General features: G+C 69.1%; 11 protein-coding genes and 3 pseudogenes. 11 read left to right on the plus strand and 3 right to left on the minus strand.

What is annotated here, in order from left to right:
• A pseudogene (locus OXS49_RS30375) lies at positions 1-255 on the plus strand (IS701 family transposase); the annotation flags it as partial.
• Positions 256-486: 231 nt separating this feature from the next.
• Positions 487-1,446, plus strand: a pseudogene (locus OXS49_RS30380) (IS481 family transposase); the annotation flags it as partial.
• A gap of 146 nt (positions 1,447-1,592) precedes the next feature.
• Here OXS49_RS30380 and OXS49_RS30385 read toward each other — a convergent pair.
• Positions 1,593-1,838, minus strand: a pseudogene (locus OXS49_RS30385) (transposase); the annotation flags it as partial.
• Positions 1,839-2,047: 209 nt separating this feature from the next.
• On the opposite strand from OXS49_RS30385, the gene OXS49_RS30390 reads away from it, so the two are divergent.
• Positions 2,048-4,291, plus strand: coding sequence for an FUSC family protein (locus tag OXS49_RS30390; protein ID WP_244000597.1), 2,244 nt, complete (start codon positions 2,048-2,050; stop codon positions 4,289-4,291).
• Between the two features lie 29 nt (positions 4,292-4,320).
• Here the strand turns inward: OXS49_RS30390 and OXS49_RS30395 are convergent, their stop codons facing one another.
• Entirely contained in the window at positions 4,321-4,551 is a 231-nt protein-coding gene (locus OXS49_RS30395; protein WP_267428341.1) for a hypothetical protein, read from the minus strand.
• A 276-nt stretch (positions 4,552-4,827) separates the two neighbouring features.
• Between OXS49_RS30395 and pth the strand changes: the two genes are divergently transcribed.
• The 7 genes from pth to OXS49_RS30430 all read left to right on the plus strand — a co-directional run bounded on the left by pth (position 4,828) and on the right by OXS49_RS30430 (position 9,771).
• Entirely contained in the window at positions 4,828-5,436 is a 609-nt protein-coding gene (gene pth / locus OXS49_RS30400) for an aminoacyl-tRNA hydrolase (protein ID WP_244000593.1), read from the plus strand.
• Between the two features lie 45 nt (positions 5,437-5,481).
• Positions 5,482-5,715 (plus strand): hypothetical protein, encoded by a 234-nt coding sequence (locus tag OXS49_RS30405; RefSeq protein ID WP_267428342.1) that lies wholly within the window; start codon positions 5,482-5,484, stop codon positions 5,713-5,715.
• Entirely contained in the window at positions 5,705-6,154 is a 450-nt protein-coding gene (locus tag OXS49_RS30410) for a PIN domain-containing protein (RefSeq protein ID WP_267428343.1), read from the plus strand. The genes OXS49_RS30405 and OXS49_RS30410 overlap by 11 nt, the downstream gene beginning before the upstream one ends.
• Positions 6,155-6,163: 9 nt before the next feature.
• On the plus strand, positions 6,164-7,261 hold the full coding sequence (ychF, locus tag OXS49_RS30415; protein ID WP_267428344.1) for a redox-regulated ATPase YchF: 1,098 nt from the start codon (positions 6,164-6,166) through the stop codon (positions 7,259-7,261).
• Positions 7,262-7,282: 21 nt separating this feature from the next.
• Complete coding sequence (locus tag OXS49_RS30420; RefSeq protein WP_244000585.1) at positions 7,283-8,272, plus strand: MaoC/PaaZ C-terminal domain-containing protein; 990 nt, start codon at positions 7,283-7,285, stop codon at positions 8,270-8,272.
• A gap of 58 nt (positions 8,273-8,330) precedes the next feature.
• Entirely contained in the window at positions 8,331-9,374 is a 1,044-nt protein-coding gene (locus OXS49_RS30425; RefSeq protein WP_267428345.1) for an aldo/keto reductase, read from the plus strand.
• Positions 9,375-9,483: 109 nt separating this feature from the next.
• On the plus strand, positions 9,484-9,771 hold the full coding sequence (locus OXS49_RS30430; protein ID WP_244000581.1) for a type II toxin-antitoxin system RelE/ParE family toxin: 288 nt from the start codon (positions 9,484-9,486) through the stop codon (positions 9,769-9,771).
• A 9-nt stretch (positions 9,772-9,780) separates the two neighbouring features.
• Here the strand turns inward: OXS49_RS30430 and mtnA are convergent, their stop codons facing one another.
• On the minus strand, positions 9,781-10,878 hold the full coding sequence (gene mtnA, locus OXS49_RS30435; RefSeq protein ID WP_267428346.1) for an S-methyl-5-thioribose-1-phosphate isomerase: 1,098 nt from the start codon (positions 10,876-10,878) through the stop codon (positions 9,781-9,783).
• A gap of 169 nt (positions 10,879-11,047) precedes the next feature.
• Between mtnA and OXS49_RS30440 the strand changes: the two genes are divergently transcribed.
• Positions 11,048-12,000 (plus strand): DNA translocase FtsK 4TM domain-containing protein (locus OXS49_RS30440; RefSeq protein WP_267428347.1); only part of this gene is annotated, 953 nt, incomplete at its 3' end.

Below are 12,000 nucleotides of genomic sequence, written 5' to 3' on the forward strand. Positions count from 1 at the left end.
CGGTGCCTGGCCAACAAGGAAGACTTGCTGGTGCGCAAGGAGCGGACCTCGGGCGAGCGCAAATACAATCTCTCTAACCTGTCGGCCGAGGCCACGCTCAAGATGCTGATCGGCTTGATCAAGGCCCGCCGGATCGGCGAACAGGCCCATCAGCAGATGAAAGAGGAGCTTGGTCTCGACTACTTCGAGGACCGATTCTTGACAAGGCCACACTGGTATGCGCTGATGACGACGATGGCTTACGCTTTTCTGTGATTCCGCCGCCTCGCTGCAGCGAGGCGGAAAAAAGAAGTGGTTACCCGCCGCCTCAACCGTTGATGCCGGCGGTCCGACAGGCCATCTCGGCCGAATCACAGGCGTGGCGCTGCCCGCATTGTAAGGCCATCATCAACTGACCACCCCGAGATCAATCTAATAGAGTAGCGCTAGATGTTTGATGCTGCGGTGTGGTTGTACGGTTGACCACCATGCGGCGAGGGATGCGCTATGGGCCAAATTCTCCACGGCAGCGCCCGCACGACGGAGGCGATCCGTCGCGCAATACAGCTACGTCAAGAGAGCGTGAGAGCGGCGGCCAAACGCTACGGCGTCAGCCCGAGGATGATCCAGAAGTAGCGAACTCGGCAGACGATAGGTGATGACGCCATGGGGCCGAAGCAGCCCCGTTCGACGGTCCTGACCCCAGAGGAGGAAGCCGTCATCGTGGCCTTCCGAGGGCACACGCTGTTGCCGCTGGATGACTGCCTCTACGGGCTACAGCCCACGATCCCGCATCTGACCCGCTCGTCGTTGCACCGTTGCCTTGAGCGGCACGGCATCAACCGCCTGCCAGAAATCGGGGGCGACAGGCCCAAGAAGAAGCGCTTTGCCGATTAACCCTATCGGCTACATGCACATCCATATCGCCGAGGTCAGGACAGAAAAGAGCAAGCTCTACCTGTTTATGGCCATCGACCGAACCTCGAAGTTGGCCTTCGCCAAGCTGGAAGCGAAAGCCAATCGCTAACAGCATCTGGCTTCCTCCGCGCGCTGGTCGCGTTCGTGCCGTACAAGATCAACATGGTGTTGACCGACAACGGGGTGCAATTCTGCCATGCTGCGCGCAACCGCTCAGGCCCGACAGCCCTCTACAGCCGGCACATGTTCGATCGCGGCTGCCACGAGCACGGCATCAAGCATCACCTGACCAAGCCCAACCATCCCTGGACCAACGGTCAAGTCGAGCGGATGAACCGCACCATCAAGGACGCCACGGTCAAGCGCTACCACTACGAGACCCGCGAACAGCTTCAGGCGCACCTGCAACTGTTCGTCGACGCCTACAACCATGCCCGTCGGCTAAAGCCCCTGCGCGGCCTAACGCCCTACGAGCATGTCCTTCAGGTCTGGACCAAAGAGCCCGAACACTTCAGGATCGATCTGTCACACCACATCCCGGGACCATACAGTATCCTTGGCGTAGCGTCAGCGCGGAAGTGTCTGATCTTGCTGACGAAGTGCTCGACCAGATTGCGGTATTTGTACAGGAATGCCTCAAGGCCAGCACCGGCTTGCGGTTGGGCATGGGCTTCTTGTTCGCTCAACGTATGTTACAGGCGGTCCCACACCCCGGCCTTCTGCCAGTCGCGCAAGCGTTGCCAACTGGTCATGTCCGAACCGCGGCCAATCTCGCGCGAAAGCAAATCCCAGGGCATGCCCGAGCGGAGCACGGACAGGATGCCAGCCAGAGCTGCGCGGTCAGAACTTCGTGGGCGACCACCCTTCGACCTGGTTGGCTCAGACCACAGCAGCAATACGATCTCAGGCCACGGGACGTCAGGAAGGAGCGGTCTCGCGATCGCCTCTCAACGCCCCGCAACCAAGCTGGTGAGTGGCTATGAGCGCGCAGCCGGCAGCGTGCGACATCGGCTAGTGTGCTTCACGGCCGCAAGCCCGAGCGTACGAGAAGGCCCATCGCGCCCGAAAGGGGCTTGCGCCGCCGGCTGGATTTGGACAGGCCGGGCACCGGTTCATGCCGGGGCGTCACGCCCGCGTCCGGAGACCGCGCTTGTCCGCCCCGAGTCCGACAGCATCCCGTCCCCCAGCCTCGCCGCCCGCGCGCGTCCGCCGCCGCCGGATCGCCGCCGGCCGGGGCAGCCTGAACCGCCCCGGCGCCGACCTGCGCCGCCTGCCGACCGGACTCGACCTGCGGAACGTGCGGCTCGTGGAGGGCGTGCGCGCCGCCTTCGCGTTCGGCGTGGTCATCCTGATCAACATCTGGCTGCAATGGCCGCCGCTGCTGACCATGGCGCTCGCCGCCAACCTCGCCTGCTTCTGCGACAATGGCGGGCCGATGCGGGTGCGCCTGCGGGTGCTCACCGCCTTCTCGGTGCTGGGCGGCCTGCTCTGGGCCGGGCTCGGCCTGATCCAGCCACTGGGCTTGGCCGTCGTCGTCCCGGTGGCCTGCGCGCTGATCTTCGCCTGCTCGTACGCCCGGGTCTGGAGCGTGCAGGCGCAGGCGGCCGGCAACGTCCTCGTGGTGGTGCTATGCATCGCCCTCGACCGGCCGCTCACCCTGGAGCAGGCCGGCACCACCGTGCTGATGTTTGCGGCCGGCGGCCTCTGGGCGACGTTCCTGGCCCTGGTGATCTGGCGGCTGCACCCCTACCGGCCGGCACACCGGGCGGTGGCGGAGGTCTGGCGCGACCTCGCTCGGCTGTGCGGCGACCTCGAACGGCTCATCGCCCTGCCGGAGCCCGACACCGAGGCCTTCGACGGCCACGCGCGCGGCCACCGCCGCGGCGTGCGGACGAGCATCGAGACCGCGCGGGCGATGATCCTCGACCTCGCCCGCTCGCGCGAGCGCGTTTCCGACCGGACCGCCCAGGCGCTGCTGCGCCTGGAAAGCGCCGAGCAGATTTTTTCGGCTCTGATCGCGGTCGGTGAGTTGATCGACAGCCGCCCGGATGCGCACCGCCGGACCCTCGCGAAGGTCTTCCTGCGGCGCCTGCGCCCCCTGCTGGTGACCATCGCGCGGGCGATCCGCGACGATGTCGCCCTCGACCTTGCCCGCCTGGAGCATTCCATCGCCCGGACGGCTGAGGGCCTGGCGGAGGATCCGACCCTGGCGCGGCTGGCCGAGCGGATCGTCGGGCGCGTGCGGATCGGCGCCAAGCTTTCGACCCCGGAGGGTTATCGCCCCGGCGGCACGCTGATGGAGGGCGGCAGTCTGGGCCGGTGGACCCGCTATCTCGGACCGCTGCGGCAGAACTTCACCCTGGCCTCGCCCAACCTGCGCCATGCCCTGCGGGCCAGTGCAGTCTCGGCCCCGGCGCTCGCCGCGACGCTGAGCTACGCGGGCGCCTTCACGCACTGGCTGGTGATGACCGTGGTGTTGACCATGCAGCCCTTCTACGCGGCGACGTGGCAGCGCGCCCTGGAGCGGATCGGCGGCACGGTGCTGGGCGGCCTTGTGGGGGCGGTGCTGGCCTACTACGCCACGACCCCGCTGGCGGAGGCGGGGCTGATCCTCGTGCTCTCGATCGTGGGCTTTGCGGCCCGCCAGATCTCCTACGGCTTCTTCATCGCCTGCCTGACGCCCCTCGTGGTGCTGCTGGTCGAGCTCCTGGAGCCCGGCCACAGCTCCTGGGAGATCGTCGCCATGCGGGGCGGCTTCACGGTCCTGGGCGGTGTGATCGCGGTGGCGAGCTGCCTCGTGCTCTGGCCGATCTGGGAGCCCGATCAGGTCCGCCAGGAATTGCGCCGCGCGCTCAAGGCCCATGCGGTTTTCGCGCAGGCCGTGCTGCGCGCACCCACCGGATCGGAGCGGGAGGCCGCGATCCTGGCCGGCGCCCGCGCGGCCGGCCTCGCCCTCAACGATCTGGAGGCGGCGCTGTCCCGCGCCCTGCAGCAGCCCCGGGCCGGCCACCATCCGGAGGTTGAATCCGCCCTGGTTGCTGACGCGACCCTGCGCCGGATCAGCGCCCGGCTCACCGTGCTGCGGCACGCCCCCGAGGCCGTGGACCCCTCGGCGGAACCATGGCGGGCCTGGATCGCCGCGACCCTGGCGGCTTTGGGCGAGGACCGGCCGCTGCCGGAGCAGCCTGCCCTCGACCGGGGGCAATCGCTCGTCCGGCTCGTGAGCCAGGTGGATCTGCTGGTTGGGACTCTGCGGCCGGGCGAGATCCGCGGGGGCGCACCTGTTATGGTTTCGAAAGGTCGAGACCTTTCGCGGGTCCAGAGCGGAGCCCTGGAGAACATCCCAGAGCCAGAGATCCCAGGGCTCAGCCCTGAGAACCCGTCAAAGGGCTGAGCCCTTTTGAAACCTGGATCCCGGTCGCGTCAAAACCGCGGCAGGGCGTTGGCCGGGCCGCCGGCATGCGGGCCGGCGTAGCGATAGGCGAGCGGCCGGCCGTAGGGGGCGGGGGCCTGCGACGCCACCGTGGCGTTGCCGACCCAGCCCGAATAGGCGGAGGCGGGATAGGGCGAGTGCTTCGAATCCAGGCCCTGCGCGAGGGCCGGTGTGGCAATTGCGGCGGCGAGGGCGGCGGCGGCGAGCATGCGAATGGTCATGATGATCTCCGAACGTCTTCGGTTGACTTCAGTGGGAAGTCATCCGGTCAACCGTGTCGGGTGAGGAAGATCGTCGGTGCGGCGGTCTTGATCACTCGGGCTTTGCTTGGCCGAATGTGACATCTCAACGGGGATAGTCTGCCTCGGGTTCACGGGCTGCCGTGCGCTGGCGCACCGGGGAAACGCGATCCGGTGACTTCCGCGAGGATTCTGCATGGGGGTGCGTCCCGCGCGGAAGCGTGCCACAGACCGCGGCCTCAAAGGGATGCAACCACCATGCGGCTGATCGTCGGCCTCGGAAATCCGGGCGCGCGCTATGCGGGCAACCGGCACAATATCGGCTTCCTGGCCATCGACGCGATCGCCCGCCAGCACCGGGCGAGCCCGTTCCGCCACCGCTTCCAGGGCGAGGCCGCCGAGGTGGTGCTGGGCACCGAGCGGGCGATTCTGCTGAAGCCCTCGACCTTCATGAACGAGTCCGGCCGGGCGGTCGCGGAGGCGCAGCGCTTCTACAAGATTCCGCTGGCCGACGTGATCGTGCTCCACGACGAGCTCGACCTCGCCCCGGCCAAGCTCCGGGTGAAGCGCGGCGGCGGCAATGCCGGCCATAACGGACTGCGCTCGATCACGGCGCAATGCGGCAACGAGTATCGCCGGGTCCGGCTCGGCATCGGCCATCCCGGCGACAAGGCGCTGGTGCACGCTTACGTGCTCAACGATTTCGGCAAGGCCGAGCAGCCCTGGGTCGAGGATCTTTGCCACGCGGTCGCCGACCACGCCGCCCTGCTGGCGGTAGGAGAAGATGCGAGCTTCCAGAACAAGGTCCACCTCGCCATGGCGGGTCGCGGCTGGGATGAGGTGAAGACGCTGGCTGCGAAAAATTGACACGAAAACACGGGGACACGATATGGATCGGCCGTGAAGGCTGCCATGAAGAACGTCACCGTGACGATGAACGAGGCCCTGCTCCAACGGGCGCGGGTCGCGGACGCGCGCGACGGCAAGAGCCTGTCGCGCTTCATCGCCGAGGCCGTCGAGCAGCGTGTCGGCCGGCGGCTGACGCAGCTCGAGGCGATCGAGCGGTTCCTGGCCGGACCGCCCCTCCACGTTCTGGACGAGAACGGGAAGGCTCCGACCCGAGACCAGCTGTACGATGACGACTGATCTGGTCTTCGTCGATACGAACGTGTTCCTGTATGCCCGCGATGATCGTTTCCCGGACAAGCAGCAGACAGCCACGCATTGGCTTGCAACGCTCGCGGCCAGCGAGGCCCTCGTCGTGAGTCCGCAGGTGATCGGCGAGATTCACAACGCGGTCCTGCGCGGGAAGGTCGTCGTCGCCAGCGCGGAATTGCGGCGGATGACACTGGACTCGCAACCCTTTTCACAGGGCGCAACCGATCTCGAACTCATCACGCGGGCTTGGTCGAGCCGGACCGAGACGACCTTCCAGTGGTGGGATTGCATCATTCTCGCAGCTGCGACGCGCGCCGGGTGCCGCTATCTTCTCTCAGAGGATTACCAGCACGACCGCACGGTCCGCGGCACCACCATCCTCAACCCCTTCATGGTCGGCCCCGAGGCCGTCGTGACCGAACACTAGGACCGATCCATGGGCTTCAAATGCGGCATCGTCGGCCTGCCGAACGTTGGCAAGTCGACCCTCTTCAACGCGCTGACGCAGACGGCGGCCGCCCAGGCGGCCAATTACCCGTTCTGCACCATCGAGCCGAATGTCGGCGAGGTGGCGGTGCCCGATCCGCGGCTCGACGACCTCGTCCGCATCGCCGCGTCCAAAGAAAAAATCCCGACGCGGCTGACCTTCGTAGACATCGCCGGCCTCGTGCGCGGCGCCTCGAAGGGTGAGGGCCTGGGCAATCAGTTCCTGGCCAATATCCGCGAGGTCGACGCCATCGCCCACGTGGTCCGCTGCTTCACGGACGGCGACGTCACCCACGTGGAGGGCAAGGTCGATCCGGCCGCCGACATCGAGACCATCGAGACCGAGCTGATGCTGGCCGACCTCGACAGCCTGGAGCGCCGCGCCGTCGCCCTGGAGAAGAAGGCCAAGGGTGCCGACAAGGAGGCCAAGGAGAGCCTCGACCTCGTCAACCGCGCCCTGCCGCTGCTGCGCGAAGGGAAGCCTGCCCGCCTCGTGGAGCGCAAGCCCGACGAGGAGAAGCTGTTCCAGTCGCTCGGCCTGATGACCGCCAAGCCGGTGCTCTACGTCTGCAACGTCGACGAGGGCGATGCCGACAAGGGCAACGCCTATTCGGACGCGGTCTTCGCCCGAGCCAAGGCGGAAGGCGCCATCGCGGTGGTGGTCTCGGCCAAGATCGAGAGCGAGATCGCCGTGATGCCCGAGGCCGACCAGGCCGAGTTCCTGGAGGCTGTTGGTCTGGCCGAGCCCGGCCTCAACCGGGTGATCCGCGCAGGCTACGATCTTCTGGGCCTCGTGACCTACTTCACGGTCGGCCCCAAGGAAGCCCGGGCCTGGACGATCACCAAGGGCACCCGTGCGCCGGGCGCCGCCGGGGTGATCCACTCCGATTTCGAGAAGGGCTTCATCCGGGCCGAGACCATCGCGTTCAAGGACTACACGACGCTGAACGGCGAGGCCGGGGCCCGGGACGCCGGCAAGCTTCGGCTGGAGGGCAAAGAGTACGTGGTGCAGGACGGCGACGTGCTGCACTTCCGCTTCGCCAACTGATCATCCCTGGACGCGCCCGCCATGTCCGATCCCGCCCTCGAAGACTTTTCCGTCGGTGACGTGATCGTCGGCGAGCCGCTGACGGTCACCCGCGACGCCATCGTGGGCTACGCGAAGGCGTTCGACTTCCAGCCGTTCCACCTCGACGAGGCAGCGGCGGCAGGGACCTTCGCGGGCCGGCTGATCGGCTCGGGCTGGCATACGGCCGCGCTCGGCATGCGGCTGCTCCAGCAGGGGCCGTTCCGGGGCGGCTCGTCGCTCGGCGCGCCGGGGATCGACGAGTTGCGCTGGCTCGCGCCGGTGCTGCCGGGCGATGCCCTGACGTTGACCTTCCGGGTGCTGGGCCTGCGGGACTCGGCCTCGAAGCCCGGGCTCGGCTTCGTGACCGCCGAGGTCGCCCTCGGCAGCCAGCGCGGTGAGACCGTGCTGACCCAGCGCTTCACCTTCATGCTGGCCCGGCGCGGCACCGATCCCCTGCCCCCGCGCCCCGTTCAGATCGGCGAACCGGATCCGGTCACGGAGCCGGAGGATGCCGAGATCCTGCCGTTCCTGCGCGATGCCGAGATCGGCGCGACCCGCGATCTCGGTCCCTACCCGTTCAGCGCCGAGGCGATCATCGCGTTCGCCCGCGCCTACGACCCGCAATCCTTCCACCTCGATCCGGAGGCGGCCAAGCGCAGTCATTTCGGGGGCTTGTGCGCCTCCGGCTGGCACACGGCCGCCGCCTACATGAACCGGTTGCTCACGACCCGCGCCCGCGACGCGGCCTACACGGCCGCGCGCGGACCCGTGCCCGAGGCGGGCCCCTCCCCCGGCTTCAAGAATCTCCGCTGGCTGAAGCCGGTCTATGCCGGCGACACGGTGCGGTTCAGTGCCAAGCTCACCGACAAGCGCGCTTCCGCATCCCGGCCCGGCTGGGGCCTGGCCTTCGCCCGCAACACCGGGGTGAACCAGCGCGGCGAGCCGGTTTTCTCGTTCGACAGCGCGGTGTTCCATCGCTGGGCGCCCTGAGCGCACCAGGCCTCGCCCCGGGCGTTGACAGTCACGACACGGACGGGATCAGGCAGGCATGTACCAGAAGAAGCTCGGCAACACAGGGCTGTTCGTCTCCGAACTCTGCCTCGGCACCATGACCTTCGGGGGCGGGGCCGGGATGTGGCGCCAGATCGGCGCCCTCGACCAAGCGGAGGCCGGGCGCCTCGTCGGGCGGGCGCTCGAGGCTGGGATCAACTTCATCGACACCGCCGATGTCTATGCCGAAGGGCTGTCGGAAGAGATCACCGGCCAAGCTCTGCGCGACCTCAAGGTCCCGCGCGACAGCGTCGTCGTCGCCACCAAGGGCTACGGGCCGACCGGCTCGGGCGCCAACGCCAAAGGCGCCTCGCGCCTGCACCTGATCGACGCCTGCAAGGCGAGCCTCAAGCGGCTCCAGCTCGACCATATCGACCTCTACCAGATCCACGGCTTCGACCCGGTGACGCCGATCGAGGAGCAGGTGCGGGCGCTGGACATCCTCGTGCAGCACGGGCACGTCCGCTACGTCGGTGTCTCGAACTGGGCGGCGTGGCAAATCGTGAAGGCGCTGGGGATCAGCGCACGGGCCGGGCTTGCCCGCTTCGAGACCCTGCAGGCCTACTATTCCATCGCGGGCCGCGACCTGGAGCGCGAGATCGTGCCGATGCTGCACTCGGAGGGGCTGGGCCTTCTGGTCTGGAGCCCGCTGGCCGGCGGCCTGCTCAGCGGCAAGTATGCCGGCGGCGCGGGCGAGGGCCGGCGCGCGAGCTTCGATTTCCCGCCGGTCGACCGGCCCCGGGCCGAAGCCTGCATCGACGCGATGCGGAGTGTCGCGGAGGCGCGTGGCGTCTCGGTGGCCCAGGTGGCGCTCGCGTGGCTCCTGCACCGCAAGGCGGTGACCAGCGTCATCGTGGGGGCCAAGCGCCTCGATCAGCTGGAGGACAACATCGCGGCGACCGAACTCAGCCTCACCGATGCGGAACTCGACGCCCTCGACGCGGTGAGCGCCCTGCCGGCCGAGTATCCGGGCTGGATGTTCGAGCGCCAGGGCGTCCGGGCGCAGCAGCTCGCGGAATCGGGCCGGCCCGGGGTGCGCTGAGGCGGCGCATGCCGCGTTCCGGCGCTCCGGGTTAGAGCCTGCACAGCCCCGGGGTGCCGATCACCCCGGCCGGCTCTGTCGCCTTTTTTGCACGCGCCCGCGGAACACGGTGAGACAACGCCTCACCCCGCAAGCCCTCGCCGATGTGGAAGCCGTCGCGGCTTATCTGGAAGCCCGCAACCCGCTCGGCGCGCGGCGCGTCGAGGTGGCGATCCAGGATGCGCCGATCCTCATCGGCCGCTATCCCGAGATCGGCCCGATGGGGCGCCAGCGTGTCCGCCCCTTGGCCCTGCCCCGCTATCCGGAGCTGAACTTCTACCGGGTGGACGAACCGGCGGATGCCATCGCGATCCTTGCCGTCCGGCATGCGGCTCGGAAACCCGGCAGCCGCTCCTGAGCGTGCGGCTCACGCCGCCTGCCGCCGCTCCGGGTAGAGCCCGTACAACCCCTCGGCGCTCGCGTCACACACGCCGCGCTCGGTGATGATGCCGGTCACCAGCCGCGCCGGCGTCACGTCGAAGGCGGGGTTGGCCACGGGGCTGCCCGGCGAGACCACCTCGATCGTGGCGAAGCCGCCATCCGCGAGCCGGCCGGTCATGTGGGTGACCTCGCGCCCGTCGCGCTCCTCGATCGGGATCTCCTTCACGCCGTCCTGCAGCGTCCAATCGATCGTCGAGAACGGCAGCGCCGCGTAGAATGGCACGCCGGTGTCGTGGGCGGCCAGCGCCTTCAGGTAGGTGCCGATCTTGTTGCAGACGTCGCCGCGCGCCGTGGTCCGGTCCGAGCCGACGATGCACAGATCGACCTGCCCGTGCTGCATCAGATGCCCGCCGGCATTGTCGGCGATCACCGTGTGGGGCACGCCGTGACCGTTCAGCTCGAACGCGGTCAGCGCCGCCCCCTGGCTGCGCGGGCGGGTCTCGTCGACCAGAACGTGGACCGGCACGCCCTGCGCATGCGCGGCGTAGACCGGCGCCAGCGCCGTGCCCCAATCCACCGTGGCGAGCCAGCCGGCGTTGCAGTGGGTCAGCACGGTGACCGGGCCGCCCTTGGCCTTGTACAGGTCGGCGATGATCCGGCCGCCATGGGCGCCGATCGCGCGGCAGCTCGCGACATCCTCCTCGGCGATGCGGCCGGCCTCCGCGAAGGCGCGGTCGAAGCGCTCGCCCGGCTGGACCTGCCGCAGGTTGGCGGCGACCCGGTCCAGCGCCCAGCGCAGGTTGATCGCCGTGGGCCGCGTGGCGGCGAGCGTGGCCACCGCGCGGTCGAGGCCCTCCGCGGAGGCATCCGCCCGCATGGCGAGCGCCAGCCCGTAGGCCGCGGTGACGCCGATCAGGGGCGCGCCGCGCACCACCATGGTGCGGATCGCCACGGCTGCGTCGTCCAGCGTCGCGACGCGCTTCAGCTCGAAGGCGAAGGGCAGGCGCGTCTGGTCGATCACTTGGACGCTGACGCCGTCCGGGTCCGGGAAGATCGTGCGGTAGGGCTGGCCGTTGATGTTCATGGCCGAACCTGTGCCACAGCAGAACGCGGTTTGCACCCTTCGGAACGGCATCGCACCCGCCTGGGGACGCGCAACCAGCGGCCGGTCAGGCTTCCTCAACCTTAGCGGCTCGTTAAGGCGGCCATGCCTAGCCTCAGGGGGTAAGTTCCCGCTCCGCGTCCGGTCCCGCATGCGCTCGCTTCGCCGTCCCGCATCGCCCTACGACACCTTCGTCGACAGCGTCCGCCCATTCCTGGGCAAGCGCCTGACGGAACTCGGTGGGCTTGTGCTGTTCACCGGCGCCGTGGCGCTGACCGTGGCTTTGGCCACGTGGTCGATCGACGACCCAAGCCTCAACCACGCCACCGACCATGCCGCCCACAACGTGCTCGGCCAGCCGGGCGCCGTGGTGGCGGATCTCTGCATGCAGATCCTCGGCCTCGGATCGCTCGCCTTCGTGCTGCCCCCGGCCCTCTGGGGCGTGCGGCTGATGCGCGAGCGCAACCTGCCCGACGGGGGAATGCGCATCGCGCTCTGGATCATCGGCTTCTGCGCGGCGAGCGCGGTGGCGAGCGCGCTGCCGCCCACGACGCGCTGGCCGCTGCCCACCGGCCTCGGGGGCGTGGCCGGCGACGGGCTGCTGTCGATGGCCCGGGTGATCGTCGGCGCGGTCTCGTCGGCCGCCGCCCACCTCGTCGGCTTCGGCTACGCCGCGGTGGCGATCCTGAGCCTCACCGGGGCCTGCCGCTTCGGCCTTGTCGAGGAGGACGCGTTCCACGACGAGCCTTATCCCGTCCGGCGTGTGCCGGTCCGGTCTCGCGATGGGCGCGACGATACCGACGAGCCGGGCCTCGGCCTCGTGGGTGTCGGCGCCCTGGCGCAGGGCCTGATGCAGCTGCGCCTCGCGGCGTCCGACAAGATCGCCGGGTGGCGTGCGGGCCGGGCCGAACCGTTCGACGGCGCCTCGCCGGCGCTTGCGGCCCGGCGCGCCTTCACGGATGCGGACCTGCCCTGGGCCGACCACCTCCCCGCGGACGCTCAGCCGGGGCCCGGCCGGCGCGAGCCCGTCTTCGACGCGCCCGGCGCCCCGTCCGCCGAGGGCGAGCCCGACCACGCCGTGGCGCCGCACGACGCGGCCGACGC

The organism is Methylobacterium sp. GC_Met_2, from assembly GCF_026540795.1.
Lineage (GTDB): Bacteria > Pseudomonadota > Alphaproteobacteria > Rhizobiales > Beijerinckiaceae > Methylobacterium.

Coding starts and splice junctions, on each gene's coding strand:
- OXS49_RS30425 (WP_267428345.1), top strand. CDS start 8,331: ATGTACCAGAAGAAGCTCGGCAACACAGGGCTGTTCGTCTCCGAACTC.
- pth (WP_244000593.1), top strand. CDS start 4,828: ATGCGGCTGATCGTCGGCCTCGGAAATCCGGGCGCGCGCTATGCGGGC.
- OXS49_RS30420 (WP_244000585.1), top strand. CDS start 7,283: ATGTCCGATCCCGCCCTCGAAGACTTTTCCGTCGGTGACGTGATCGTC.
- OXS49_RS30395 (WP_267428341.1), bottom strand. CDS start 4,551: ATGACCATTCGCATGCTCGCCGCCGCCGCCCTCGCCGCCGCAATTGCC.
- OXS49_RS30405 (WP_267428342.1), top strand. CDS start 5,482: ATGAAGAACGTCACCGTGACGATGAACGAGGCCCTGCTCCAACGGGCG.
- ychF (WP_267428344.1), top strand. CDS start 6,164: ATGGGCTTCAAATGCGGCATCGTCGGCCTGCCGAACGTTGGCAAGTCG.
- OXS49_RS30410 (WP_267428343.1), top strand. CDS start 5,705: ATGACGACTGATCTGGTCTTCGTCGATACGAACGTGTTCCTGTATGCC.
- mtnA (WP_267428346.1), bottom strand. CDS start 10,878: ATGAACATCAACGGCCAGCCCTACCGCACGATCTTCCCGGACCCGGAC.